Annotated in this window: 22 protein-coding genes and 1 pseudogene; 10 read left to right on the plus strand and 13 right to left on the minus strand. The window is 68.5% G+C overall.

Going from position 1 to position 22,663, the window contains the following annotated elements; all coding sequences use genetic code 11:
* Positions 1 to 11: 11 nt before the first annotated feature.
* Genes ugpA through ABIE41_RS03465 form a run of 3 tightly spaced genes read left to right on the plus strand, consistent with a single transcriptional unit; the run spans position 12 to position 2,828 of the window.
* The gene (gene ugpA / locus ABIE41_RS03455) at positions 12 to 893 is read left to right on the plus strand and encodes a sn-glycerol-3-phosphate ABC transporter permease UgpA (RefSeq protein WP_192643419.1); all 882 of its coding nucleotides are present in this window, start codon (positions 12 to 14) and stop codon (positions 891 to 893) included.
* Positions 893 to 1,741: a sn-glycerol-3-phosphate ABC transporter permease UgpE gene (ugpE, locus tag ABIE41_RS03460; RefSeq protein WP_192643420.1), complete on the plus strand. Its 849-nt coding sequence runs from the start codon at positions 893 to 895 to the stop codon at positions 1,739 to 1,741. The genes ugpA and ugpE overlap by 1 nt, the downstream gene beginning before the upstream one ends.
* 7 nt (positions 1,742 to 1,748) lie before the next feature.
* On the plus strand, positions 1,749 to 2,828 hold the full coding sequence (locus ABIE41_RS03465) for a sn-glycerol-3-phosphate import ATP-binding protein UgpC (protein ID WP_192643421.1): 1,080 nt from the start codon (positions 1,749 to 1,751) through the stop codon (positions 2,826 to 2,828).
* A gap of 111 nt (positions 2,829 to 2,939) precedes the next feature.
* Here ABIE41_RS03465 and ABIE41_RS03470 read toward each other — a convergent pair whose 3' ends face one another.
* The 3 genes from ABIE41_RS03470 to ABIE41_RS03480 all read right to left on the minus strand — a co-directional run bounded on the left by ABIE41_RS03470 (position 2,940) and on the right by ABIE41_RS03480 (position 6,739).
* On the minus strand, positions 2,940 to 3,581 hold the full coding sequence (locus ABIE41_RS03470; protein ID WP_192643422.1) for a thioredoxin family protein: 642 nt from the start codon (positions 3,579 to 3,581) through the stop codon (positions 2,940 to 2,942).
* A gap of 36 nt (positions 3,582 to 3,617) precedes the next feature.
* Complete coding sequence (locus ABIE41_RS03475; RefSeq protein WP_192643423.1) at positions 3,618 to 5,774, minus strand: protein-disulfide reductase DsbD family protein; 2,157 nt, start codon at positions 5,772 to 5,774, stop codon at positions 3,618 to 3,620.
* Positions 5,775 to 5,926: 152 nt separating this feature from the next.
* Positions 5,927 to 6,739, minus strand: coding sequence for a hypothetical protein (locus tag ABIE41_RS03480; protein ID WP_192643424.1), 813 nt, complete (start codon positions 6,737 to 6,739; stop codon positions 5,927 to 5,929).
* 411 nt (positions 6,740 to 7,150) lie between these two features.
* Between ABIE41_RS03480 and dnaK the strand changes: the two genes are divergently transcribed.
* A complete protein-coding gene (dnaK, locus tag ABIE41_RS03485; RefSeq protein WP_192643425.1) occupies positions 7,151 to 9,076 on the plus strand; it encodes a molecular chaperone DnaK in 1,926 nt (641 codons plus the stop codon).
* Positions 9,077 to 9,231: 155 nt separating this feature from the next.
* Positions 9,232 to 10,362: a molecular chaperone DnaJ gene (dnaJ, locus tag ABIE41_RS03490; RefSeq protein WP_192643426.1), complete on the plus strand. Its 1,131-nt coding sequence runs from the start codon at positions 9,232 to 9,234 to the stop codon at positions 10,360 to 10,362.
* Between the two features lie 92 nt (positions 10,363 to 10,454).
* Here dnaJ and ABIE41_RS03495 read toward each other — a convergent pair whose 3' ends face one another.
* Positions 10,455 to 10,646, minus strand: a complete 192-nt coding sequence (locus ABIE41_RS03495) for a CsbD family protein (protein ID WP_192643427.1) — start codon at positions 10,644 to 10,646, stop codon at positions 10,455 to 10,457.
* Positions 10,647 to 10,742: 96 nt separating this feature from the next.
* The gene (locus ABIE41_RS03500) at positions 10,743 to 11,567 is read right to left on the minus strand and encodes a helix-turn-helix domain-containing protein (protein WP_192643428.1); all 825 of its coding nucleotides are present in this window, start codon (positions 11,565 to 11,567) and stop codon (positions 10,743 to 10,745) included.
* A 132-nt stretch (positions 11,568 to 11,699) separates the two neighbouring features.
* Between ABIE41_RS03500 and ABIE41_RS03505 the strand changes: the two genes are divergently transcribed.
* On the plus strand, positions 11,700 to 12,107 hold the full coding sequence (locus ABIE41_RS03505; RefSeq protein WP_192643429.1) for a hypothetical protein: 408 nt from the start codon (positions 11,700 to 11,702) through the stop codon (positions 12,105 to 12,107).
* Positions 12,108 to 12,197: 90 nt separating this feature from the next.
* Here the strand turns inward: ABIE41_RS03505 and ABIE41_RS03510 are convergent, their stop codons facing one another.
* From ABIE41_RS03510 to ABIE41_RS03525, 4 genes are all read right to left on the minus strand, one after another.
* Complete coding sequence (locus ABIE41_RS03510) at positions 12,198 to 12,998, minus strand: MetQ/NlpA family ABC transporter substrate-binding protein (protein ID WP_192643430.1); 801 nt, start codon at positions 12,996 to 12,998, stop codon at positions 12,198 to 12,200.
* Between the two features lie 173 nt (positions 12,999 to 13,171).
* Positions 13,172 to 13,852, minus strand: a complete 681-nt coding sequence (locus ABIE41_RS03515; protein WP_210320962.1) for a methionine ABC transporter permease — start codon at positions 13,850 to 13,852, stop codon at positions 13,172 to 13,174.
* Positions 13,842 to 14,951, minus strand: a complete 1,110-nt coding sequence (locus ABIE41_RS03520; RefSeq protein WP_192643431.1) for a methionine ABC transporter ATP-binding protein — start codon at positions 14,949 to 14,951, stop codon at positions 13,842 to 13,844. The genes ABIE41_RS03515 and ABIE41_RS03520 overlap by 11 nt, the downstream gene beginning before the upstream one ends.
* Before the next feature lie 61 nt (positions 14,952 to 15,012).
* On the minus strand, positions 15,013 to 15,276 hold the full coding sequence (locus ABIE41_RS03525; RefSeq protein WP_354191749.1) for a hypothetical protein: 264 nt from the start codon (positions 15,274 to 15,276) through the stop codon (positions 15,013 to 15,015).
* 464 nt (positions 15,277 to 15,740) lie between these two features.
* Here ABIE41_RS03525 and ABIE41_RS03530 point away from each other — a divergent pair.
* The 4 genes and pseudogenes from ABIE41_RS03530 (at position 15,741) to cysK (ending at position 19,050) form a co-directional block, all read left to right on the plus strand.
* Positions 15,741 to 17,016: pseudogene (locus ABIE41_RS03530) on the plus strand (phosphopantothenoylcysteine decarboxylase domain-containing protein).
* On the plus strand, positions 17,013 to 17,519 hold the full coding sequence (dut, locus tag ABIE41_RS03535; protein WP_192643433.1) for a dUTP diphosphatase: 507 nt from the start codon (positions 17,013 to 17,015) through the stop codon (positions 17,517 to 17,519). The pseudogene ABIE41_RS03530 and the gene dut overlap by 4 nt, the downstream one beginning before the upstream one ends.
* Positions 17,516 to 17,968 carry an RrF2 family transcriptional regulator gene (locus tag ABIE41_RS03540; RefSeq protein ID WP_192643434.1) on the plus strand — a complete coding sequence of 151 codons (453 nt, stop codon included), beginning with the start codon at positions 17,516 to 17,518 and terminating at the stop codon, positions 17,966 to 17,968. The genes dut and ABIE41_RS03540 overlap by 4 nt, the downstream gene beginning before the upstream one ends.
* Positions 17,969 to 18,063: 95 nt before the next feature.
* The gene (gene cysK, locus ABIE41_RS03545) at positions 18,064 to 19,050 is read left to right on the plus strand and encodes a cysteine synthase A (protein WP_192643435.1); all 987 of its coding nucleotides are present in this window, start codon (positions 18,064 to 18,066) and stop codon (positions 19,048 to 19,050) included.
* A 74-nt stretch (positions 19,051 to 19,124) separates the two neighbouring features.
* Here the strand turns inward: cysK and ABIE41_RS03550 are convergent, their stop codons facing one another.
* The 4 genes from ABIE41_RS03550 to ABIE41_RS03565 all read right to left on the minus strand — a co-directional run bounded on the left by ABIE41_RS03550 (position 19,125) and on the right by ABIE41_RS03565 (position 22,607).
* Positions 19,125 to 20,429 (minus strand): sensor histidine kinase, encoded by a 1,305-nt coding sequence (locus ABIE41_RS03550; RefSeq protein ID WP_192643436.1) that lies wholly within the window; start codon positions 20,427 to 20,429, stop codon positions 19,125 to 19,127.
* Between the two features lie 124 nt (positions 20,430 to 20,553).
* Positions 20,554 to 20,991 carry a hypothetical protein gene (locus ABIE41_RS03555; protein WP_192643437.1) on the minus strand — a complete coding sequence of 146 codons (438 nt, stop codon included), beginning with the start codon at positions 20,989 to 20,991 and terminating at the stop codon, positions 20,554 to 20,556.
* A gap of 4 nt (positions 20,992 to 20,995) precedes the next feature.
* Positions 20,996 to 21,358 carry a glycine zipper domain-containing protein gene (locus ABIE41_RS03560; RefSeq protein WP_192643438.1) on the minus strand — a complete coding sequence of 121 codons (363 nt, stop codon included), beginning with the start codon at positions 21,356 to 21,358 and terminating at the stop codon, positions 20,996 to 20,998.
* Between the two features lie 127 nt (positions 21,359 to 21,485).
* The gene (locus tag ABIE41_RS03565) at positions 21,486 to 22,607 is read right to left on the minus strand and encodes an AI-2E family transporter (RefSeq protein WP_192643439.1); all 1,122 of its coding nucleotides are present in this window, start codon (positions 22,605 to 22,607) and stop codon (positions 21,486 to 21,488) included.
* Positions 22,608 to 22,663 lie beyond the last annotated feature (56 nt).

The raw sequence follows: 22,663 nt of genomic DNA on the forward strand, positions 1-22,663 counted from the left end.
TCGGATGAGCCATGCAGAAGAACGCCTATTTCAATGGATTGACGATCCCGCTGATGCTGCTGCTGCCGCAGCTGGCGATCACGGTCGTGTTCTTCTACTGGCCGGCGAGCCAGGCGCTCTGGCAGTCCTTCCTGCTCGAGGACGCCTTCGGCACCTCGACGGAATTCGTCTGGTTCGAGAACTACCAGGCGCTCTTCTCGGACCCGGGCTATCTCAAGGCCTTCATCAACACGCTGATCTTCTCCAGCTTCGTCTGCGTGCTCTCGCTGTCGGTCGCGCTGCTCTTCGCGGTAATGGCCGACCGGGCGATCCGCGGCGCCGAGATCTACAAGACGCTGCTGATCTGGCCCTATGCGGTCGCACCGGCGGTGGCGGGCGTGCTCTGGCTGTTCATGTTCGATCCCTCCCTCGGCATGCTGGCACGCGGGCTGCAGCGGCTCGGCATCGCCTGGAATCCGCGCCTCAACGGCAATGACGCGATGCTGCTGGTCATCCTGGCCGCGACCTGGAAGCAGATCAGCTACAATTTCCTGTTCTTCCTGGCGGGGCTGCAATCGATCCCCAAGAGCGTGATCGAGGCGGCCGTGATCGACGGCGCGCGGCCGATGCGGCGCTTCTGGACCATCGTCTTCCCGCTGCTCTCGCCGACGACCTTCTTCCTGCTCGTCGTCAACATCGTCTACGTCTTCTTCGACACCTTCGGCATCATCGACACGATCACCGGAGGCGGGCCTTCGGGCGCCACCGAGACGCTGGTCTACAAGGTCTTCTCCGACGGCAAGGGCGGCTCCAATCTCGGCGGCTCGGCGGCGCAGTCGGTCGTGCTGCTGGTTATGGTCATCGCGATGACGGCGGTGCAGTTCAAGTTCATCGAGCGCAGGGTCAGCTACTGATGGTCGAGGACCGCCGCCTGGGCGACCTGATCGCCTACATCATCCTGTCGATCGGCGTGCTGATCGTCGCCTTCCCGGTCTGGCTGACCTTCGTCGCCTCGACCTGGGACGCGGCGACGATCATCAACGGGCAGCTGCCGCTCTATCCCGGCCCCAAGCTGTTCGAGAACTACTATCGCATCCTGTTCGTCGGCACCTCTGGCACGACGCGCGAGCCGGTGCTGGGCATGATGCTGAACTCCTTCATCATGGCCATGGCCATCGCGATCGGGAAGATCTTCATCTCCGTTCTCTCGGCCTATGCGATCGTCTATTACCGCTTCCCGTTCCGGATGACGGCGTTCTGGATCATCTTCGTCACGCTGATGCTGCCCGTCGAGGTGCGCATTTTCCCGACCTTCAAGGTCGTCTCAGACCTCAACATGCTGGACACCTATCAGGGTCTGGCCGTGCCGCTGATCGCCTCGGCGACGGGCACGCTGCTGTTCCGGCAGTTCTTCATGACGATCCCCGACGAGCTGCTCGAGGCGTCGCGGATCGACGGGGCCGGGCCATTCAAGTTCTTCAAGGACACGGTCGTCCCGCTCTCGATCACCACGATCGCGGCGCTGTTCGTGATCCAGTTCATCTATGGCTGGAACCAGTATCTCTGGCCGCTGCTGGTGACGACGAAGGACTCGATGCAGACCATCGTCATCGCCATCAAGAAGATGATCGTCACCTCCGACGCGCTCACCGAATGGCAACTCGCCATGGCCACCGCCATGCTGGCGATGCTGCCGCCGGTGCTCGTCGTCGTCCTGATGCAGAGGCTCTTCGTGAAGGGCCTGGTCGAAACCGAGAAATAAGTCGCCGATGGCCCAGGTTACACTCACCAACGTCAAGAAGATCTACGCCGGCGGCGTCGAGGCGGTGAAGGGCGTGTCCTTCGACATTCCCGATGGCGGCTTCTGCGTTCTCGTCGGCCCGTCCGGCTGCGGCAAGTCCACATTGCTGCGCATGGTCGCGGGGCTGGAGACGATCTCCGCCGGCGAGGTCTCGATCGGGGATCGCGTCGTCAACGAGATCGGGCCGGCCGATCGCGACATCGCGATGGTGTTCCAGAATTACGCGCTCTACCCGCATATGAGCGTCTACGACAACATGGCCTATGGCCTGCGCAACCGCGGCACGCCCAAGGACGAGATCGACCGGCGGGTGAAGGAAGCGGCGCGCATTCTCGCCATCGAGGGGCTGCTGGAGCGCCGGCCGAAGCAGCTGTCGGGCGGCCAGCGCCAGCGCGTCGCGATGGGCCGCGCCATCGTGCGCAAGCCGCAGGTCTTCCTGTTCGACGAGCCTTTGTCCAACCTCGACGCCAAGCTGCGCGTGCAGATGCGCGTCGAGATCAAGAAGCTGCAGCGCGCGCTCGGCGTCACCTCGATCTACGTCACGCACGACCAGGTCGAAGCGATGACGCTCTCCGACAAGCTGGTCGTGATGAATGGCGGCCAGGTCGAGCAGATCGGCCTGCCGGCGGACGTCTACAAGAAGCCCGCGAGCAAGTTCGTAGCAACCTTCATCGGTTCGCCGCCGATGAACATCCTGCCCGGCACGATCGACGGCCCCGGCATCGTGGCGCTGGGCGATGCGATCCTGGAGGCGCGCGACCTGCGCCAGGATCTGCCGGCCCAGACGGCTGTCGAGGTCGGCCTGCGGCCGGAGGATGTCGAGATCGCCTCCGAAGGCCAGGCGGGCTCGCTGCCCTTCGATGTCGAGTTCATCGAGGAACTGGGCGCCACCCAGCTCTTCCACGGCCAGCTCGCCGGCCTGCCCTTCGTGATGCAGGCCGCGACCGACGTCGTGGCGGCGGTGGCCGGCCGCATCTGGATCACGGTCGACCCCGACCGCGTCCATGTCTTCGACAGCACGACCGGCGGGCGGCTGGGGCGGGTCTGACGAAGCCTCATTCTCGGGCTGAGCGAAGCGCAGACCCGAGAATCTCTTTCAGGACAGGACTGGTTGACGAGATGCTCGGGTCAAGCCCGAGCATGACGCGTGAACCGGCCCTCAGCTGACCGGCGCGTATTTCACCGCGCAGCCATAGGCCTTGGTGCTGGCCTCCGAGACCGGCTTGCCGGCCTTAAGCTCGGCCACCGCCTGGCGGACATAGCTCTTGGCGCCCTCGAGGCTGGCGGCGCCGGCGGAGGGCTTGTCGTCGATCGCGCCCATATAGGCGAGCGTGCCCTTGGGATCGATGATGTACATGTGCGGCGTGGTGGTCGCGCCATAGGCGCGGGCGACCTTGCTGTTGGGGTCGAGCAGGACGGCGGCCGGCGCCGCGTTGCGGCTCTTGGTCAGCTCATTGGCCTTGGCGCCATCGACATGGCCCTGCTCGCCGACCGGCGAGGAGATGACCGAGAGCCAGACGACGCCCTCCTTCGCCATGTCCTTCTGCAGCGTCTGCATGGTGGCGCTGGTGTAGTGCTTCCGGACATAGGGGCAGTCATGGTTGGTCCATTCGAGGATCACCGTCTTGCCGGCGAATTCCGACAGCTTGCGGGTCTTGCCGTCGGAATCGACCGCCTCGAAAGCCGGGGCCGGCGCACCGATCTTGGCGGCGGACTGGGCCAGAGCGGGCGCTGCCGCGAGAGAGAACCCGGCGAGGGCGAGGCCGGCGATAAGGGTCTGGCGGGTCAGGTGGGCCTTCACGTCTGTCTCCTTTTCGTCTGCGTGGGATGAACGGCGTCAGCGGGCGGCGGTCCTGACTTCTTTGCCGGCGGCGCGGCGCGCGGCGGTCACGACCATGTCGGGCGTCAGGAGCTGCGGCAGGATCTCGGGCTGGGCGCCCTTGCTGCCGGGATAGAACAGATAGAGCGGAACGCCGGCCCGGCCCTGCTCGGCCAGAGCCATGGCGATCTGGCTGTTGCGGTTGGTCCAGTCGGCCTTGAGATACACCACCTTCAGCTCAGCGAAGGCGTCCTTGACCTCCTGCCGCGAGAGCGCGACGCGCTCATTCGCCAGGCAGGTGATGCACCAGGCCGCGGTGAAGTTGACGAAGACCGGCCGCCCTTCCGCCTGTAGCGCCACGACCCGCTCGGGCGTCCAGACCTGGGTGTCGCCCGCGCGCGCCTGCGTCGCCTCCGGAACGGCGCTCTGCACCACGAACCAGCCGGCGCCGCACGCCACCAGCACCGCTGCGAGCGACGAGGCCAGCCGACCGAAGCCGCTCCCGCGCGTGACACCGACCAGCCAGACGACGAAGCCCGCGGCCAGCACGGCGACGAGTGCCGCCAGCACGCCACCCGGCCCGGCCTGCACCGAGGCGACCCAGATCAGCCAGATCGCAGTGGCGAACATCGGGAAGGCGAAGGCCTGCTTCAGCACGAGCATCCAGCGGCCGGGCTTCGGCAGCAGGCGCAGCAGGCCCGGCGCGAAGGACAACGCCACGACCGGCAGGGCGAAACCCAGCGCCAGCGACAGGAAGACGGACAGGCCGAGCAGCGGCGGCTGCGTGACCGCATAGCCGATCGCCGCGCCCATGAAGGGCGCCGTGCAGGGCGTCGCGACGACCACCGCCAGAGCGCCGGTCATGAAGGCCCCGAGCCGCCCGCCCCGGCTGGCGAGGCCATGGCCGACGCCGGCCGCCGAGGCGCCGATCTCGAAGGCCCCAAGCAGGTTGAGGCCGATCAGCGTCATCACCACGGCGAGCGCGATCACCAGCGGCGGCGATTGCAGCTGGAAGCCCCAGCCGACACTGGTGCCGAGCGCGCCGAGCGCGATCACCAGCGTCGCCAGCGCCATGAAGGTCACCAGCACGCCCGCGAGGAAGAGCAGTCCCTGTTCGCGGACCTGCGAGCGGCTGGCCTGGGCGAGTTGGGCGAAGCCCAGCGCCTTGATGAAGAGCACCGGCAGCACGCAGGGCATCAGGTTGAGGATCAGCCCGCCGGCGAAGGCGAAGAGCAGGGCCGCCCACAGCGTCAGGTCGGCACCCTCGGCCGGCAGGGGAATGCTGACCGTGGCCGGCGGCGTGGCCGGGGCCGCGGCGGCCCCGACAAGGACAGGGTCGACATCGGCCGTGACGCTGAGCGCGCGCGAGAGGCCGCTCTCGCGATAGGTCAGCACGCCGGCGATCTCGCCGCCCGCGATCTTGAAGGCGCTGGAGCGCGCCAGCCGCAACGCGGCGGCATCGCCCGCGCGGCGCATATCCTGCGCGGCGGCATGATCGATCAGCGTGTCCGACAGCGGAAAGAACCGCAGGTCCGTCGCGGCCGCCGGCAGGCCCGGCAGCATCAAGGCAAGCGCTTCACCCTCGGCGGCGAGCCGCCCGCGGAAGCCGGCTGGTGCGGGAAGTCGCGCCCGCGTTCCCTCGATGCGGCTCTCGGCCGCAGCATCGGCGACCGCCGCCGACGCAACCGGCAGGTCGAGCGTCAGCGTGCCTTCCTCGGGGATGCAGATCTTCTCGCAGACGAGCCAGGTCGCCGCCGCCTGCAGCGTCAGGCGCTCGCCGATCTTCGCCTCGGCCGGGACCGTGATCTCCACGGGCAGCAGGACCGTGCCCTCGAAGCCGAAATTGACCAGCGGCTCGACGGGGATCGCCTTCGGCGCGGGCCACTGGATCTCGCTCGCGGTCGCGCCCTGCGACAATGTCCAAGCAATCCGCGTCGGCTCGCCGGAATCGCCGGGATTGGCCCAGTAGGTGTGCCAGCCGGGCGCAATCTTCTGGACGAGCGCGACCTGGAAACGCTCACCCGGCGCCACGGCGTCGCGGCTGGAGAGCAGCGTCGCGGTCACCCGCGGGCTCGTCACGGCCGATGATTCCGCTGCCTGCGCGAGCCCGGGTGCCAGCACAGCGAGGGCCAGCACCACCGGGCGCCAGAGCTGTCGGGTGAGGGGGTAGGCCATGATCCGCGTCATCATCCTCTCGACTGGCCGCGATCAGTGACGGATCGCGGCCCTCAACGCCAATGACAAGGCAGTGAGGGTGATCCCCGCCCGGGCGATGGCCGGATCGCGGCCCATTCGTGGCCCGGGCCGGGACAAACCGGCGCGAGCCCCTATTGCGGGGTCAGCGGCAGCGGGCCGGACCCGCCGGCGGGTGGCGCCGGGCGCGGCCGGGCCGGACGTGGCGCGGCCTTCGCGGGTTCGTTCGTGAGACCCAGGCGCGCGCGGATGGAGGCGGCACGGGCCTCGGTCAGCCGCGCACCGCAGAAGCCGTATTGCCCCTCGCGCTGATAGGAGCGGCAGACCAGCTCCCGCTCGGCGGAGAAGCTCGCCTGCTCGCGCGTGATCGCGCGCTGCTCGAGCGCATCGGCCCGGGCGGTGAGCACGCGGTAGCCCTCGCGCACGGCGCGCTCGGCCGTGCTGCGGGCCGCCTCGATCTCCTTGGCGCGGGCAGCGAGGGTTCGGGCATCGGCCCCCCAGAGGCCGCGCGGGTCGATGCGACAGGCAGCGGCCTCGACGACGCAGGGCTGGGCCGGCTCGACGACGAGGAAGGCCCCGTCCAGCACGTCGAAGACGATCGGGCAGATCGGCGCCTCGAGCCGGTAGCGCGGCACGCCCGCGGGCCGGCCGAGCGCCGTGACCGGGACGGGCGTCTCGCCGAAGGACACCGCGCAGGGCTCGACCAGATTGCTGGACTGGAAGCCGTCCGCCGTCAGCTTGAGGCCATAACCGGCCGCCGTCTTCTCGAACACGGCTTCGCCGGGTCCGCCATTGTGGCGCAGCACGCGGCCGAGGATGGCGTCCTCGCCGGCCACCTTGATGGCGGGCATCGAGGGCGGGCGCGGCGCGGCAGGCGCGCCGCTTCCGGGCGGCGCCGCCTGTTGCGTGCCCGGCGCATTGAAGGGCTGCGCCCCAGGCAACTGCATCGGTTGCGCGAGCGCTCCCGGGACCCAACCGGCCCAGGCCAGAATCGCGACACGCAGGACGGGATGGAACGATCGGATCACGGAAAACCGGCTGAGAACGGGAATGGCCCATTTTGCATGAAATGCCCGGTCAGCGCGCGCAAGAGCACATGCGCAACACTCGGCTGCAATGAACGCCGTCAACCCTGTCGCCGAAAACGGCCGCCGGGGCGATTCTTAATCGGCTCGCCTGTCTTGCAAGGGCGGGAACCCCCTCCCTATATACGCCGCCAAGGGGCGGTTTCACGACCGTCGAACGTGGAATGCCGGTTCGTTCGCCGCGACAGGTGGGGGCGGGCCGGTCCATGGGCCGGGCTGGGGCGATCATCGTCGCAGGCCGGCGATCTGCTCAGTTCAAAAGGGATCCCCTCCATGGGTAAAGTCATCGGTATCGACCTCGGCACGACCAATTCCTGCGTCGCGGTCATGGAAGGCACGACGCCTAAGGTCATCGAGAACTCGGAAGGTGCGCGCACCACGCCGTCGATCGTCGCGATCACGGATGATGGCGAGCGCCTCGTCGGCCAGCCGGCCAAGCGCCAGGCCGTCACCAATCCGGAACGCACCTTCTTCGCCATCAAGCGCCTCATCGGGCGTACCTTCGAAGACCCGATGACGCAGAAGGACCTGAAGCTCGTTCCCTACAAGATCAAGAAGGCCTCCTCGGGCGACGCCTGGGTCGAGGCCGACGGCACCGACTATTCGCCGTCCCAGATTTCGGCCTTCACCCTAACCAAGATGAAGGAGACGGCGGAGGCCTATCTCGGCTCGTCCGTCACCCAGGCCGTCATCACCGTTCCCGCCTATTTCAACGACGCCCAGCGCCAGGCGACGAAGGATGCCGGCCGCATCGCCGGCCTCGAGGTGCTGCGCATCATCAACGAGCCGACAGCGGCCGCGCTGGCCTATGGCCTCGACAAGAAGCAGGCCGGCACGATCGCGGTCTATGACCTCGGCGGCGGCACCTTCGACGTGTCGATCCTCGAGATCGGCGACGGCGTCTTCGAGGTGAAGTCGACCAATGGCGACACCTTCCTCGGCGGCGAAGACTTCGACATGCGCCTGGTCGAGTACTTGGCGGACGAGTTCAAGCGCGAGCAGGGCATCGACCTGAAGAAGGACAAGCTCGCGCTCCAGCGCCTGAAGGAAGCTGCGGAGAAGGCCAAGATCGAGCTTTCGACCACGGCCCAGACCGAGATCAACCTGCCCTACATCACGGCCGATGCCTCGGGTCCCAAGCACCTCGCCATCAAGCTCTCGCGCGCCAAGTTCGAGAGCCTGGTCGACGATCTCGTCCAGCGCACGATCGAGCCCTGCAAGAAGGCGCTCAAGGATGCCGGGCTTTCGGCTGGTCAGATCGACGAGGTCGTCCTCGTCGGCGGCATGACCCGCATGCCGAAGGTGCAGGAGGTCGTGAAGCAGTTCTTCGGCAAGGAGCCGCACAAGGGCGTCAACCCGGACGAGGTCGTCGCCATCGGCGCCGCGATCCAGGCCGGCGTGCTGCAGGGTGACGTCAAGGACGTGCTGCTGCTCGACGTGACCCCGCTGTCGCTGGGCATCGAGACGCTGGGCGGCGTGTTCACGCGCCTGATCGACCGCAACACCACGATCCCGACCAAGAAGAGCCAGGTCTTCTCCACTGCCGAGGACAACCAGCAGGCGGTGACGATCCGGGTCTTCCAGGGCGAGCGCGAGATGGCGGCCGACAACAAGATGCTCGGCCAGTTCGACCTGATGGGCATCCCGCCCTCCCCGCGCGGCATGCCGCAGATCGAGGTGACCTTCGACATCGACGCCAACGGCATCGTCTCGGTGACCGCTAAGGACAAGGCCACCAACAAGGAGCAGCAGATCCGGATCCAGGCGTCCGGCGGGCTCTCCGAGGCCGACATCCAGAAGATGGTCAAGGATGCCGAGGCGAATGCGAGCGAGGACAAGAAGCGCCGCGAGCTCGTCGAGGCGAAGAACCAGGGCGAAAGCCTCGTGCATTCGACCGAGAAGTCGCTGAAGGACTATGGCGACAAGGTCTCCGCCGCCGACAAGACGGCGATCGAGACCGCGCTCGACGCTCTGAAGGCGGCTCTTACCGAGGACAACGCCGAGACCATCACGGCGCGGACCACGGACGTCATGCAGGCCTCGATGAAGCTCGGCGAGGCGATGTACGCCGCCAGCCAGGCTGAAGGCGCGGCCGAAGGCGAGCCTGCCGCTGCCGACGCCAAGAAGGAAGACGACGTCATCGACGCCGACTTCAAGGACGTCAGCGACGACAAGGGTGACAAGAAGAAGAGCGCCTGAGCGCTCTTCCTCCTCGACGACGACGTCATGGCCGGGCTTGACCCGGCCATCGCGTTACGGGATGGCGTCGTGACGCAACAATCTCGTCCGTGTTCGCAGCGCCACCGGCCAGGAGCCGGCGGCACTGCTGGCGAGGGCGAAGGGGCCGCTGTTTGATGTCCAAGCGCGACTATTACGAAATCCTCGGCGTCTCCAAGACCGCCAGCGAAGCGGAGCTGAAGAGCGCCTTCCGCAAGCTGGCGATGGGCTGCCACCCCGACAGGCACCCCGGCGACACGGCGGCCGAGGCCAAGTTCAAGGAGCTGAACGAGGCTTATCAGGTCCTGTCCGACAGCCAGAAGCGCGGCGCCTATGATCGCTATGGCCACCAGGCCTTCGAGCAGGGCGGCGGGGGCGGCGGCAATCCCGACTTCTCCGACTTCATGTCGGACATCTTCGATTCCTTCTTCGGCGATGCCCGCCGCGGCGGGCCGCGCAGCGCCAATGGACGCGAGCGCGGTGCGGACCTGCGCTACAACCTCGAGATCGGCCTGGAAGACGCCTTCGCCGGCAAGAACGCCTCGATCCGCGTGCCGACATCGATCGCCTGCGAGGTCTGCTCGGGCAGCGGCGCCAAGCCGGGCTCGAAATCGCGCCAGTGCCCGACCTGCGGCGGCCACGGCAAGGTGCGGGCCAACCAGGGCTTCTTCTCGGTCGAGCGGACCTGCCCGACCTGCTCGGGCCGCGGCGAGATCATCGACGACCCCTGCAAGAATTGCCATGGCGCCGGCCGCGTCACGCGCGAGCGCACGCTCTCGGTCAACATTCCGGCCGGTGTCGAGGACGGCACGCGCATCCGCCTCGCCGGCGAAGGCGAGGCCGGCCTTCGCGGCGGACCGGCTGGCGACCTCTACATCTTCCTGTCGATCCAGCCGCACGCGATCTTCCAGCGCGACGGGGCCGACCTGTTCTGCCGTGTTCCGATCGGCCTGGTGCAGGCGGCGCTGGGCGGCGAGATAGAGGTGCCGACGCTGACCGGCGAACAGGCCCGGGTGAAGATCCCCGAGGGCACGCAGACCGGCAAGCAGTTCCGCCTCAAGGGCAAGGGCATGAGCGTGCTGCGCTCGCGCGAGGTCGGCGACCTCTACATCCAGGTCGTGGTCGAGACGCCTCAGAAGCTGACCGCGCGCCAGCGCGAACTGCTGCAGGAGTTCGAGCGCGAGAGTTCGGGCGCGACGCATCCCGAGGCGGCGGGCTTCTTCGGCCGCGTCAAGGACTTCCTCGGCGGCATCGGCGGAACGGCTTGAGTCGCATCACGGCGGCAAGTACCGCCGGCTTGAACGCACAGCAAAACGGGCCGCCTTTCGGCGGCCCGTTCTTGGTCAGGCTCTGATCGAAATCAGGCCTTGTCGACCACTTTCTTGACGGCATCCTTGCCCTTGCCGAGCGCCTGCTGGGCCTCGCCCTTGCGCTCCTGAGCGAAGCCCTCGGCCTCGAGCTCGGGCTTGTCCATCGCCTTGCCGGCGGCCTGCTTGACGTTCCCGGCGGCCTCGTTGGCCATGCCCTTGACCTTGTCCATGGTGCTACCCATCGTCTTGATCCTTCTGTTGAAATTCGTGCCGCCCCCGCGGCGTCGTTTCAACAACCGGCGACCCTGCGGAAGGTTCCGGAGGAAAATCGCAAGCCTTCAGGGTGCGCTCGCTCGCCGCAGTTCGGCCATCGCCCGCAAGGCCGCAGCGGTGGCGTCGTCGGCCGGGAAGAAGGTTTCCAGCGCGAGCTCGGACAGGGTGATATCGACCGGCGTGCCGAAGACGGTGGTGGTCGAAGTGAAGGAGAGCACCTCCTCCCCGACGCGCAGCCGCAGCGGCACGGCGATGGCCGCCTCATCGGCCGGCGGCCCCGCATCGGGCTGCGCGGTGGGCGGCGCCGGGTAACCCAGCAGTTCCGCCAGCAGCTCGACCAGGACGGGATCGGCTCCGACGCGCACCTGCTGCCGCAGCCTCGCCACCAGATGGCCGCGCCATTCGGCCCAGTTGAGAACCGCCCCGGCGAGCCCGCCCGGATGCAGCGCGAGCCGCAGCACATTGACCGGCGGACGCAGCAGCTCGGCGTCCACGACCAGTGCCAGCAGCGGGCCGACCGCGGCATTGGCCGAGAGCAGCGTCCAGTGCCGGTCCACCGCCAGGGCGGGGCAGGGATCATGCCCTGCCAGAATGAGATCGACGGCGGATTTCGCGGCCTGCAGCGCCGGATCCTCCAGCGCCCGCTCCAGATAGACCGGTGCATAGCCCGCCGCGAGCAGCAGCGTGTTGCGCTCGCGCAGTGGCACGCCGAGATGCTCCGCCAGCAGCAGGACCATGTCGCGGCTGGGCTGCGAGCGCCCGCTCTCCACGAAGGAGAGATGCTTCTGCGAGATCTCCGCCTCGAGCGCGAGGTCGAGCTGGCTGAGACGGCGCTGCTGACGCCAGTCGCGAATGAGGGGGCCGATGGCTGCACTGCGGTGGCTGTTCATGGGGGCACGCTACCCAGCCTCCGGCGCGGTTCCAATTACCTCGCGCTTAATCGACCGCCCGTCCTGAGCCGGTCACCCTGTCTCCATCCAAGCCGAGGCGTACCCGCGACGCCTCTCACCAGGGAGACCCCGATGACCATGATCCAAGCCTCACCGCTGCTGCGCGGCGCGCTCGCGCTCGATGCCGCCGCCTGCGCCGGCATGGGCGGGCTGCTCAGCCTCGCAGCCGCGCCGCTCTCGCCGTTGCTCGGCCTGCCCGAGCCCCTCCTGCGAGGCGCAGGCCTGCTGCTGCTGCCCTGTGCGGCGCTGCTGGCCTGGCTCTCCCGCCGGCCGGAGCTGCCCCGTCTGGCGGTTCTCGCCGTGATCGGCGTCAACCTGATGTGGATTGCCGACAGCCTGCTGCTGCTGGCGGGCGGATGGTTCGCGCCGACCGGGCTCGGCATCGCCTTCGTGCTCGCCCAGGCCGGTGCCGTCCTCGCCCTGACCATGGCCGAGACCGTCGGTCTCGGGCGGTCGGTCCGGCACGGCGCGCCCGCCTGAGCCGGGTCGCCTCTTACGAAAAAGCCCCGGATGCTCGTCGCATCCGGGGCAGGCGCCTGGCAAGATCAGAGCCAGGTGGGGAGGAAGGGATTACCAGCCGGCGAGCACGTTGCCCTTGAAGCGCTCGGCGACGAAGGCCTTGATCTCCGGCGACTGATAGGTCTCGACCAGCGTCTTGACCCAGGGCTTGTCCTTGTCGGCGGAGCGCACGGCGATGACGTTCACATAGGGCCCCTTGGGGTCCTCGCGCAGGATCGCCGAAGTCGGCTCGATCTTGGCATCGACGGCATAGTTGGTGTTGATCGCGGCGGCGGCGACATCGGCCAACGTGCGCGGGGTCTGCGCCGCCTCGACCTCGATGATCTTCAGCTTCTTGGGGTTGGCCACGATGTCGATCGGACCCGGCTTGAAGCCGACACCGTCCCTCAGCTTGATCACGCCCTTGTCCTGCAGCAGCAGCAGCGAGCGGCCGCCATTGGTCGGGTCGTTCTGGATCGCGATCGAGGATCCGTCCGGCACATCGGCCCAGCTCTTGTACTTGGACGAGTAGATGCCGAGCGGGAAGTTCACGGTCAGGCCGACGCTGACCAGCTTGAAGCCGCGGTCCTTCACCTGATTGTCGAGATAGGGCTGGTTCTGGAAGGAGTTGGCTTCCAGCTCGCCGGCGTCGAGCGCCTGGTTCGGCACGACATAGTCGGAGAACTCGATGATCTTGAGGTCGATGCCCTTGGGCGCGAGCAGGGGCTTCACCTTCTCCAGGATTTCGGCGTGGGGGCCGGGCGAGACGCCGATGCGGACGACCTGCGGGGCCTGGGCGAGGGCCGGGACGGCGAGGGTAAGCGCGGCGAGAGCGGTCGCGGCCAGGGCGTTGCGGCGGGTGATGGCGGTCATGCGGTCAGTTCCTTCTTCGACAAGGTGATTTCGAGTTCAAATGACGGGTCATCCCGGGCGAAGCGAAGCGCAGACCCGGGATCCATTCCGGAGCGTTCGTCGGTCAGGGTCAGGAATGGGTCCCGGGTCTCCCTTCGGTCGCCCGGGACGACGGCGCACGACTTCAGGCCTGTTCAGGCGTGGCGCAGGCGCTTGTTGAGCCGGCGGGCGAGACGGTCGCCGATGGTCTGGACGGTCTGGACGAGCACGATGAGAACGGCGACGACGGCGGCCATGACCTCGGGCATAAAACGCTGGTAGCCATAGCGGATGCCGAGGTCCCCCAGCCCGCCGCCACCGACCGCGCCGACCATGGCCGAGAAGCCGATCAGGCTGACGATGGCCAGCGTCAGGCCGAGCGCGATGGCCGGCAGTGCCTCGGGCACCAGCACCTTGCGGACGATCTGCAGCGGCGTCGCGCCCATGGCGCGGGCGGCCTCGACGAGGCCCTGATCGACCTCGCGGATCGCGCCCTCGATCAGGCGGGCGATGAAGGGCGTCGCGGCCACGGTCAGCGGCACGATCGCGGCGTTGGTGCCGATCGAGGTGCCGGCGATCAGCCGGGTGAAGGGGATGATCGCAACGACGAGGATGATGAAGGGCGTCGAGCGCGTGGCGTTGACGAGCGTGCCGAGCAGCGTGTTGACGACTGGGGCAGCGAAGAGTTCGCCACGCTTGCTAGTGGCGAGGAAGACGCCGAGCGGCAGGCCGAGCACCGTGCCGAGACCCGCCGCGATCGCCACCATCTGCAGCGTGTCGAGTGTCGCCTGCCCGATCAGGGCCAGGATCTGGGGCGAGATGATCTCAGGAAACATGGCCGATGACCTCCGCCTTGAGTTCGAGGCTGTTGAGCGCGCCGAGCACGGCGGCGAGCTCCGGCTCGCGGGTCGGCACCGAGACCAGCAGGCTGCCGAAGGGCTTGCCGGCGATGGCGTCGATGCGGCCGGCGAGGATGTTGACGTCGACACCGATGGTGGAACTGAGCCGGCTGATGACCGGCGCGGTGGCGTTCTCACCCGTGAAGGTGATGCGCAGCACGGTCTGGTCGCCCGGCTGGGCTTCCTTGCGGATGCGCCCCTCCAGATAGGCCGGCAGCTCGACGCCGGTGACCGCCTCGACGAAACGGGCCGTGGTCTCGTGCTGCGGACGCGTCAGCACCGAGAAGACGTCGCCCTCCTCGACGATGCAGCCGTCCTCGATCACCGCCACCCGGTCGCAGATCTCCTTGATGACCGGGATTTCGTGGGTGATCAGCAGGATGGTGATGCCAAGCTCGCGGTTAACCTGTCGCAACAGCGCCAGGATCGACTTCGTCGTCTCGGGGTCGAGGGCCGAGGTGGCCTCGTCGCAGAGCAGCACCCGCGGGTCCGTTGCCAGCGCACGGGCGATGCCGACGCGCTGCTTTTGGCCGCCCGAGAGCTCGGCGGGATAGCGCCCGCGCTTGTCGGCGAGGCCGACGAGATCGAGCAGCCGCGCGACCTTGTCCTCGATCTGCGGCTTCGGCGTGCCGGCGATCTCCAGCGGCAGGGCGACATTGTCGAAGACCGTGCGCGAGGAGAGCAGGTTGAAGTGCTGGAAGATCATGCCCGTCGCGCGACGACGGCTGCGCCAGCCGGCCTCGGTGAGGCCGGTAACGTCCTCGCCCTCGATCAGCAGGCGGCCAGAGGTCGCCCGCTCCAACCCGTTGACGAGCCGGATCAGCGTCGACTTGCCGGCGCCCGAGCGGCCGATCACGCCGACGACCGCGCCCTTGGGCACGTCGAGATCGATGCCGGAGAGCGCCGCGACGGCGCCCTGCCCGTCCCGAGAGGGATAGGTCTTGCCGATCTGCGCGAAGCGGATGATCGGCGGGGCCGGGTCCGGTGCGGGCGGTGAAGCGACGCGGAAGGCGTCGGGCTTGATGGGGGCGTTCATCATGACCTCGGAGAGAGCCCGACCAGGGCGGGCGCGTGTTCGTGCGGGTTCATCGGCTGTGTCAGGACGCCATGGCCCAGCCGCGCCCGCGGCGGCTGCCGGCGAGCTGCCTCGCAGCGCGCTCGGCAGCGCCGGGCGTGGCAAAGCGATGGCCCTCCAGCGCGTCGAAGGCGGAGGCGGCCGATATGAAGGTGAAGAAGCGCTCTTCGCCACGCCGGCTGACGAGACCGGCCTGGGTCTCGCCGATCTCGATGACATAGGCCTGCTGGCTGCGCGGCGGCAGGCCCTGCTCGGGCCGGCCGGCGCCGTAAAGACTGGCATTCATGACGGGACTCCCGCCGCATCCGCGGCGCTGCTGGACATCTGGGCTTTCGGAAAGCTCGCCTTGCGAGCGTCTCGACGGTCAGAGTCGACAGCGACAGGATTCGGTGCGGGGGCTGGCGGGACGCAGGGTCGCTTCGGTCATGTTCGTCTCCTATCGATGGAGCCCACGACCGCGTCGTGGCGCTTTAGCGTTTGGTGACGCGGCGCAAGCTGCTCGCTCAAATCCCCGCGACCACCGGCAAAGCCGATGACGACCCCAAAATGCGACGCGACGTCCTGTTTGTCAACTCTATCGTTCTTTTAAAGAAACGAGCCGGGCGAGAGCCGCGTGTTGCGGAGCCCCGGCAACGGAGAAGATTTTTCTCCATGCGCGCATGTTCTCCGCCTCGCACCGTGACGTCGCGGCATGACAGCCCGCCCCGCACGGTGCTAGGACACGACGGCCCCGGTTCAGGAACGCTCGCTTTGCCCGCCTCCCGCTCCATCCTGCTGATCATCGGCGGCGGCATCGCCGCCTACAAATGCCTGGAGCTGATCCGGCGGCTCAAGGATCGCGGCATCGCCACGCGCTGCATCCTGACCAAGGCCGGTGAGCAGTTCGTCACGCCGCTGGCAGTGTCCTCGCTCGCCGGCGAGCGCTGCTTCACCGATCTGTTCTCCCTGACGGACGAGGCCGATATCGGCCATATCGCGCTGTCGCGCTCGACCGACCTGCTGGTGGTTGCGCCCGCCACCGCAGACCTGATCGCCAAGATGGCGAACGGGCTCGCCAACGACCTCGCCTCCACGGCGCTGCTGGCGACCGACAAGCGCGTGCTGATCGCGCCGGCCATGAACCCGCGCATGTGGCAGCACCCGGCAACGCGCCGGAACATGGCGCAGCTCGAAAAGGACGGCGTGCTCGTCGTCGGCCCCAATTCCGGCGCCATGGCCGAGCGCGGCGAAAGCGGCGTCGGCCGGATGGCGGAGCCCGCCGAAATCATCACTGCCATCGAGCTCGCTTTGGCCGGCGATGCGGCGAAGCCCCAGCGCGCCATCGGCTTTCTCGGCCGCCTCCCCGGTGCCGCCGACGGGCCCGGGGCCGCTGGCAGGGCAGCATGTGCTGGTGACATCGGGCCCGACGCATGAGGCGATCGACCCCGTGCGCTATATCGCCAACCGTTCCTCGGGCAAGCAGGGCCACGCCATCGCGGCGGCGGCGGCAGCAGCGGGCGCGCGCGTCACCCTCGTCTCGGGACCGGTCACCCTGCCCGATCCCGAAGGGGTCGAGACGGTGCATGTCGAATCGGCCCGCGAGATGCTCGCCGCGGTCGAGGCCGCACTGCCGGCGCAGATCGCGGTCTTCGCGGCCGCCGTCGCCGACTGGCGGGTCGCGGCGGAAGCACCAGAGAAGATGAAGAAGGATGGCGGCGCGCTGCCGCCGCTCGCACTGATCGAGAACCCCGACATTCTCGCCACGATCGCGCACCGACCCGAAGGGCGGCCGGCGCTGGTCGTCGGCTTCGCCGCCGAGACGGAGAACGTCGTCGCCCATGCCCAGGCCAAGCTCGCCAGGAAGGGCTGCGACCTGATCGTCGCCAACGATGTCGGCGGCACCGGCGTGATGGGCGGCGACGCCAACACCGTGCATCTGGTGACTCGGGACGGCATCGAGAGCTGGCCGACGCTGGCCAAATCCGAGGTCGCCACGAGGCTCGTCGGCCATCTCGCGCGGCTGGCCGCGGCCCGGCCCAGCGCATGAGCGGACCGGTCGAGGTCGCCTTCCAGCGACTGGCGCATGCGACGGGACTGCCGCTGCCGGCCTATGAAAGCGCCGGTGCGGCGGGCATGGATCTGCCGGCGGCGCTTGCCGAGGGCGAGGTCCTGACGCTGGCGCCGGGCGCGCGCACGCTGGTCCCCACCGGCTTCTGCCTGCTTCTTCCCGCGGGCTACGAGGCGCAGGTGCGACCCCGCTCCGGGCTCGCCGCCCGCCATGGCGTCACGGTTCTGAACGCGCCGGGCACGGTCGACAGCGACTATCGCGGCGAGATCAAGGTCATCCTGATCAATCACGGACAAGAGCCCTTCCCGATCCGGCGGGGCGACCGTATCGCGCAGCTCGTCGTTGCGCCGGTCTCGCAGGTCGTCGCGCGCGAGGCGGCCGTTCTGCCCGACACCGAACGCGGCGCGGGTGGCTTCGGCTCCACCGGCGTCTCCCGCTCCCACCCCCTTCCCGCCTCCCCCCCAGCGGATCATCCGGCATGATGCTTCTTTCCCGGCGCAGCCAGCTCGCCATCGCCGCCGTCGTTGACATAGCCCTGCATGCCCGCCCCTCCCCGGTGGCGGCGAAGCTCCTGGCCGCGCGCCACGATCTGCCGCCGCGCCATCTGGAGACGCTGCTGCAAGCCCTCGTGCGTGCCGGCATCCTCAAGGGCGTGCGCGGCCCGCGCGGCGGCTACGAACTGGCCCGCGAGCGGCGACGGATCACGGCCGGCGACATCGCGCGCGCCGCGATGCAGGAGACCGGCGATGACGGCCTTGGACCGGCGCCTCATTCGCGGCTGGTGGACGATGTCATCGGCCCCGAGGTGCAGCGGGCCTCGCAGGCCTTCCTCGCGGTTCTCGACGACGTCACCATCGAGGAACTCTGCCACCGCGCGCTGGTCGCGGGCAGTCTGCCCACCGCCGAAGCAAGGGCTGATTTCACGATCTGATTTTGTTATTCATCCATTTTATCGACATCGAGTGTGAAATCTCCTAGTCTCGCGACAACCCGCCGGCCTGCAAGCCGGCGCAGCAGGAGCATCCGATGACCGAGGCAGCGCGCGTACAGAATTCCGCCCAGGGCAAGGCGCCCGGGCGCGGCCGCATCTACAACTCCATCACCGACACGATCGGCGACACGCCGCTGGTCAAGCTCAACCGGTTGCCGGCCGAGCGCGGGGTCAAGGCGACGATCCTGGCCAAGCTCGAATTCTTCAACCCGATCTCGAGCGTCAAGGACCGCATCGGCGTCAATATGATCGATGCTCTGGAGGCGTCCGGCACGCTGAAGCCGGGCGGCACGCTGATCGAGCCGACATCGGGCAACACCGGCATCGCGCTCGCCTTCGTCGCCGCGGCGCGCGGCTATCGCCTGATCCTGGTGATGCCGGAGACGATGTCGCTGGAGCGGCGCAAGATGCTGGCGCTGCTCGGCGCCGAGCTCGTGCTGACGCCGGGGCCCGGCGGCATGCGCGGCGCGGTGGCGCGAGCAGAGGAGCTCAAGGCCGAGATCCCGGGCTCGATCATCCCGCAGCAGTTCGAGAACCCGCACAACCCGGAGATCCACCGCAGGACGACGGCCGAGGAGATCTGGAACGACACGCAGGGCAAGGTCGACATCTTCGTCTCCGGCGTCGGCACGGGCGGCACCATCACCGGCGTCGGCCAGGTGCTGAAGGCCAAGAACCCGGGCGTGAAGATCGTCGCCGTCGAGCCGGAGGATTCGCCCGTGCTGTCGGGCGGCGCGCCCGGTCCGCACAAGATCCAGGGCATCGGCGCCGGCTTCGTGCCTGGCATCCTCGACCGCTCGGTGATCGACGAGGTCGTGACCGTCGGCAACCAGACCTCCTTCGAGACCTCGCGGGCGCTGGCCAGGAGCGAGGGCATTCCCGGCGGCATCTCGTCGGGTGCCGCCATCGCGGCGGCGCTCGAAGTCGGCGCGCGGCCGGAGAATGCCGGCAAGACGATCGTGGTGATCATCCCCTCCTTCGCCGAGCGCTACATCTCAAGCGCGCTGTTCGAAGGGCTCTGACGGCCGACCCGTCCGACCTTCCCAAGGACGACGAAGGCCCGGCCTGTGCGCCGGGCCTTTTTTTGCGCCCGGACTCAGTCGCGCTTGGGGAAATGCAGGGCGATGCGGGTGCCGGGCCGTGCGGCGCCGGGCGCGAGCGGCGCGGCGGCCATCGTCGCCTGCATGCTGCGCAGCAGGCTGGCGAGAACGGTCTGGCCGAGGCCCTTGGCCTCGATCTCGGCGGGCATCCCGACGCCGTCATCCTCGACCGTCAGAGCGAGCGCCGGCCCGTCATCGCCCATCGGGGCTTCGAAGCGGATGACGATGCGGCCCGGCCTGCCATCGGCGAAAGCGTGCTTGATGGCGTTGGTGACGAGCTCGTTGACGATCACCACGAAGGAGACCGCGTCGCGGCCGGGCAGGCGGATGTCGTCCATGGCGAGCGCGATCTCGATCGGCCGACCTTCCGCCGCCTTGCCGATCTCGGCCAGCAGATCCTCCATATAGGGGCGGGCTTCGATCTCGTCGGTGTCGAGATCGAGGCGCAGGCGGCGCTGCCCGGCAGCGATGGCCTGGATGCGGGACTGCGCCTGCTGGAGTGCGGTGCGGACCGCGGGTTCCCGGCTCTGCCGGCTCTGGACGCTGAGAAGCGCCGAGACCATGGCGAGGTTGTTGCCGACGCGGTGATTGACGTCCCGCAGCAGGGCCTCGATGCGCAGGCGCTCGTTCTCGAGCTCGCTCGTCCGCTCGCCGATCAGGCGCTCCAGCTCGGCATTGCTCTCGGCCAGCGAGATGCTCCGCCGCTGACGGATCCGCAATTGCTGCCAGGCGGCGAAGGCGAGCCCGGCCAGTGCAACGACGATGCCGACGCTGGCGAGCAGGCGACGCCGCTCCTCGTTGCGGTTCAGCGAGACCAGCCGGACATTCTCGGCATGCTGGATCTGCTGGACGAGGTCGCGCAGGGCGTCCATCGCGCCGATGCCCTTGCCCTGCCGGATCACGGCCAGCGCCTCGGGCTGCCGGCCGGCCCGCATCAGAGCCACCGTCGAATCCAGTTCGTCGAGCTTGCGCTGCAATTGCTCGCGCAGCGAGGCGACACGCTTCTGCTGATCGGGATCGTCGGCGACCAGCCGATCGAGCGTCTCCAGCGCGGGCAGGACGGCGCCCCGGCCTTCCGTGAACGGCTGCAGATAGCTCGCCAGCCCCGTCAGCAGATAGCCGCGCTGGCCGGTCTCGGTGTCGCGCAGATGGCCGAGGAAGCGTTCGGCATGCTCGCGGACGGCAATGGCCCGGCTGACGCGCTCGGCCGTGTTCTGGGCCTGGAGATTGATCCAGGCCGCCAGCAACACCGCCACGGCGACCACACCGATCGCGACCACGGTCGTGGTGGCAGAGCGCAACCGCGCTCTGAGGGCCGGGATCACGGGAATCAAGAAGCGTGTGCGGGGCCTCGCCTGAATCGACATACGCTCCGTCTTAGCGGGCAGGACCCGGCAGCCCTACATCAAATGACATGCGGGCCGCTCAGGCGTCGCCGGCCTCGTCATCGCCGCCGGTGAAGAACTGCCGCCCGAGCAGGGCGCCGAGCACGACGACACCGCCGACGAGCGCCACGCGCAGACCCTTCTTCGACGTCAGCCCGGAGCCGAGCAGCTTGGCAGCCAGAGGTGCCGCGACGAGGGCGGTGGCCGCCATCGGGCGTGCCGGCCGCGGGCGGTTCTTCACATAGAAGCCGATCGCGATCGCCAGAAGCCCCGCCACGAACAATCCGCCCGCCACGAAGAGGCTGGCCTCGACCGAGCCGTAGCGCAGGGCCAGGGCCGTGTGCAGGGCGGCGACCAGATAGCCGCCGGCGCAGAGCATGAGGAGGACGCCGAACCCGAGGAGGACGGCGACCGTGACGTTACGACGGACCGCGCCGGAGATTTCTCCGGCGATATAGGCCCCGATGCCCCCGAGCATGACGTCAGCGCGCCGAGAGGAAGCCGACGAACAGGCCGACAGCGGCGGCCAGCCCGAGCGCGCGCAGCGGACGCTCGCGGATTTCCTCCTCGATCAGGCGCTGGAGTTCGGTGGCCTGCTCCTTGGCGACGTCGGCCATGCGGTCGGTGTCGACGCCGACCGAGCGGAGCTTCTCGCCGACGGTTGCGACGAGATCCTCGGCCCCGCGGGTCAGGCTCTCCTCGATGGCGCCGGCCTCGCGCTTGACCTTGGTGGCCGCGGAGCGGGCCTCGCCGGCGATATCCTCGGCGCCGGCGACGACCTCGTCCTTGACGCGCTGGGCGGAGGCGGCGGCCTGGCGCTTAGCGGAAGTGGTGGTGTTGGCCATGTCGCTCATCCTGTCCTTGCCTTGTTCTCTGTGATCGATCGCGCATGCAGCGGGCAGCGCCGCCCGGCGTCGGACCGTTCGATATCCGGCCCAACGCAGAGGCTGCCCCGGTGTTCCCTGCCGCCGATCAGGCGGGAGCCGGTGCCTGCTCCTCGGCCTGGGCGGCGCGATAGCGGGCGAACTCTTCCTGCGCCACCATGGCGACGAGCAGGATCGGAGTCGAGAGGACCGCACCGACCGGGCCCCAGAGCCAGAGCCAGAAGATGAAGCCGATGAAGACGAGGAAGGGCGACACCGTCAGCCGGCTGCCGACGTAGACCGGCGTGATCGCATTGCCCTCGATCAGGTGGATGACGAAATAGGCCGCCGCCGGCCACAGCGCCGCCAGCACGGAGGGGGCGTCGATCAGCGCGCCTGCGAAGATCGTGACGGTGACGATGATGGGGCCGATGAAGGCGAGATAGTTGAGGACGAAGGCCAGCGCCCCCCAGAAGACGGGGTAGGGCAGCCCCGCCAGCCAGGCGATGCCCATGGTCAGCAGGCCCATGCCGAGATTGATCAGCGTCACCAGCGCGAAATAGCGCGCGACGCGGGATTCGATCTCCTGGAAAAAAGCGCCGGCGGATTTCCGGGCACCGCGGCCGAGGCAGAGCCGCAGCGCACGGGCCTTGAGATGGCGGCGGGTGGCCAGCCAGAAATACACCGTCGCGACGAAGATCAGCATGCCGCCGGCGATGGCCGAGGAGGACATGGCGAGGTCGAGCAGCGGGTTGCCCTGCGAGACGCTGAGTTCGTCGCCGCTTTTGCCCATCAGCGAGCCGATCGCGGCCTTGGCATCGTCCATCATGACGAAGATGCCGGCGAGCTTGGTCTTGAGCGCCGCGACCATGGCGGGCCCCTGGTCACTCCAGCCGGCGACGGGCACGGCCAGTACCATGATGGCGGAGACGATCACCGACAGGAAGGCGAGCACCACGATGGCCGCCGCCAGATGCTGCGGCACGCTGCGGCGCACGAGCGCGTCCACCGCCGGCCCGAGAACCAGTCCGAAGATGATGCCTGCCGTGATCGGCAGAGCGATGACCTTGGTGAGATAGAGCGCCGCGGTGGCGAGGATGACGAAGATGCCGATGATCGTGTAGCGGACGATGAGATCGTGCTCGGACGGCGTAACGTCCTCGTTGAGATCCTCGACCTCCGGTTCCGCCATATAGCGCGGGAACGGCTTCCAGGCAGATGTCGTGAGCATGACTTCGGTTCCGACGCGCGGCTGCGCCCCCCGGCGCGTGCGCAGTCTCAACGTCA

It is taken from the genome of Bosea sp. OAE506 (genome assembly GCF_040546595.1).
Lineage (GTDB): Bacteria > Pseudomonadota > Alphaproteobacteria > Rhizobiales > Beijerinckiaceae > Allobosea.

Excerpts from the sequence above, each read along its gene's own strand:
- ugpA (WP_192643419.1), top strand. The coding sequence starts at position 12 with ATGCAGAAGAACGCCTATTTCAATGGATTGACGATCCCGCTGATGCTG.
- dut (WP_192643433.1), top strand. The coding sequence starts at position 17,013 with ATGAGCGGACCGGTCGAGGTCGCCTTCCAGCGACTGGCGCATGCGACG.
- dnaK (WP_192643425.1), top strand. The coding sequence starts at position 7,151 with ATGGGTAAAGTCATCGGTATCGACCTCGGCACGACCAATTCCTGCGTC.
- ABIE41_RS03525 (WP_354191749.1), bottom strand. The coding sequence starts at position 15,276 with ATGAATGCCAGTCTTTACGGCGCCGGCCGGCCCGAGCAGGGCCTGCCG.
- ABIE41_RS03540 (WP_192643434.1), top strand. The coding sequence starts at position 17,516 with ATGATGCTTCTTTCCCGGCGCAGCCAGCTCGCCATCGCCGCCGTCGTT.
- ABIE41_RS03465 (WP_192643421.1), top strand. The coding sequence starts at position 1,749 with ATGGCCCAGGTTACACTCACCAACGTCAAGAAGATCTACGCCGGCGGC.
- ABIE41_RS03480 (WP_192643424.1), bottom strand. The coding sequence starts at position 6,739 with ATGCAGTTGCCTGGGGCGCAGCCCTTCAATGCGCCGGGCACGCAACAG.
- ABIE41_RS03510 (WP_192643430.1), bottom strand. The coding sequence starts at position 12,998 with ATGACCGCCATCACCCGCCGCAACGCCCTGGCCGCGACCGCTCTCGCC.
- ABIE41_RS03515 (WP_210320962.1), bottom strand. The coding sequence starts at position 13,852 with ATGTTTCCTGAGATCATCTCGCCCCAGATCCTGGCCCTGATCGGGCAG.
- ABIE41_RS03555 (WP_192643437.1), bottom strand. The coding sequence starts at position 20,991 with ATGCTCGGGGGCATCGGGGCCTATATCGCCGGAGAAATCTCCGGCGCG.
- ABIE41_RS03565 (WP_192643439.1), bottom strand. The coding sequence starts at position 22,607 with ATGCTCACGACATCTGCCTGGAAGCCGTTCCCGCGCTATATGGCGGAA.
- ABIE41_RS03500 (WP_192643428.1), bottom strand. The coding sequence starts at position 11,567 with ATGAACAGCCACCGCAGTGCAGCCATCGGCCCCCTCATTCGCGACTGG.
- ABIE41_RS03495 (WP_192643427.1), bottom strand. The coding sequence starts at position 10,646 with ATGGGTAGCACCATGGACAAGGTCAAGGGCATGGCCAACGAGGCCGCC.
- cysK (WP_192643435.1), top strand. The coding sequence starts at position 18,064 with ATGACCGAGGCAGCGCGCGTACAGAATTCCGCCCAGGGCAAGGCGCCC.
- dnaJ (WP_192643426.1), top strand. The coding sequence starts at position 9,232 with ATGTCCAAGCGCGACTATTACGAAATCCTCGGCGTCTCCAAGACCGCC.
- ABIE41_RS03475 (WP_192643423.1), bottom strand. The coding sequence starts at position 5,774 with ATGGCCTACCCCCTCACCCGACAGCTCTGGCGCCCGGTGGTGCTGGCC.
- ugpE (WP_192643420.1), top strand. The coding sequence starts at position 893 with ATGGTCGAGGACCGCCGCCTGGGCGACCTGATCGCCTACATCATCCTG.
- ABIE41_RS03505 (WP_192643429.1), top strand. The coding sequence starts at position 11,700 with ATGACCATGATCCAAGCCTCACCGCTGCTGCGCGGCGCGCTCGCGCTC.
- ABIE41_RS03560 (WP_192643438.1), bottom strand. The coding sequence starts at position 21,358 with ATGGCCAACACCACCACTTCCGCTAAGCGCCAGGCCGCCGCCTCCGCC.
- ABIE41_RS03520 (WP_192643431.1), bottom strand. The coding sequence starts at position 14,951 with ATGAACGCCCCCATCAAGCCCGACGCCTTCCGCGTCGCTTCACCGCCC.